Source organism: Nitratireductor arenosus, from assembly GCF_009742725.1.
GTDB lineage: Bacteria > Pseudomonadota > Alphaproteobacteria > Rhizobiales > Rhizobiaceae > Mangrovimarina > Mangrovimarina arenosa.
The window spans coordinates 1-1,295 of sequence record NZ_WPHG01000015.1 but is presented as its reverse complement, the minus strand read 5'-3'; the positions used below and the strand labels follow the sequence as shown (position 1 = coordinate 1,295).

Here is a 1,295-nt window from a genome sequence, read left to right as displayed (position 1 = left end):
GGTCCATTCCGGACACATGGGTTACAGATTATACCGGAGACATGGGTAACACTTTTGGCCCGAAGGGGTTTTGAAGCGGTTCCAGTCTGCATGTCTCATCGTCGAAGTACCCTAAGTCATAATCCATGAAGCTGACCAGCCAGATGTGATCGTCGGTCTGCTTGATGCCGACGGTCTGTCCGTCGAAGACCTGGCTGAGATTGATCTTCTGGCGATTGAAGCAAATGCGCCCGCAGGCGGTGACGGTGACTGCCTTGTCGTGGAACGGGTAGTCGATGTCCTCAAGGCCGGTATAGGGACGTGAGGACGGCGCGTAGCGTTCGGCCGGCACGGCCATGTCGAGCGCCTGATGCGGGCGTTCGGCGTTGAATGTCTCGATGAAGTCGTCAAACTTGCCCTGCTGCTCGAGGAAGTTGGCGGCGGCCGGCTTGGTCGCTTCCTGCTTCAATGTCAGGTGCATGCGTTCGTGCCGACCGTTTTGCTGCGGATGGCCCGGTTTGATGCGTTCGATCTCAATGCCCAGCCTGAGCCACCACACCGACAGCTTGGACAGGTTGAACAGCGCGTTGGGGCTGGCAAAGGGCACGCCGTTGTCGGTGCGGATGGCAGCCGGCATGCCGAAATCCTTGAAGGCGCGCTCGAAAACGCTGAACGCATAAGCTTCCTTGGTGGTGTGCAGCGCCTCGCAGGCGATCAGATAGCGGCTGGCATGGTCGCTGATCGTCAAGGGATAGCAATAACGCCGGTCGGCGAGCATGAACTCGCCCTTGTAGTCGGCGCACCACAGATCGTTGGGCTGCAGGCCGGAAGACAATGTGGTGCCGGTTGCCTTGTTGCGGCGGCGTTTCCTGCGCTTGACCAGGCCGTGGCGATCGAGCACGGCATGCACCGTCGAGATGGCGGGGCAATGGATGTCGGGATACAGCCTTCTCAGCCGCTCGCGGATCTTCGGTGCGCCCCAGTTGGGCCGCTCTCGCTTCAGGCGCACGATCAGCGTCTCGACCTGGAAGGGCAACTGATTGGCCTGTCGATAGGGCCGCCGCGAACGGTCGGTGAGCCCGTGAAGTCCGCTGTCGCGATAACGCTTCAGGAGCTTGTAGCCGGTCTTGCGCGAGATATTGAAGTCCCGACAGACGGTCGACATCGAGTCGCCGTCGAGCAATCGGGCAATGAACTTCAGCCGTTCATCCATCTGGCTACACTCCTTCCATGGCACCTCGCGATCCTCCGCAAAGGGCCAGTTGTGTAACCTATGTGTCCGGAATGACCTGTTACCTATGTCTCGGGTCGTTCAC

Annotated in this window: 1 protein-coding gene; it reads right to left on the bottom strand. The window is 59.8% G+C overall.

What is annotated here, in order from left to right; genetic code table 11:
* Window positions 1-28: 28 nt before the first annotated feature.
* Window positions 29-1,216, bottom strand: coding sequence for an IS481 family transposase (locus tag GN330_RS23365; protein WP_425487200.1), 1,188 nt, complete (start codon window positions 1,214-1,216; stop codon window positions 29-31).
* Window positions 1,217-1,295: the final 79 nt, after the last annotated feature.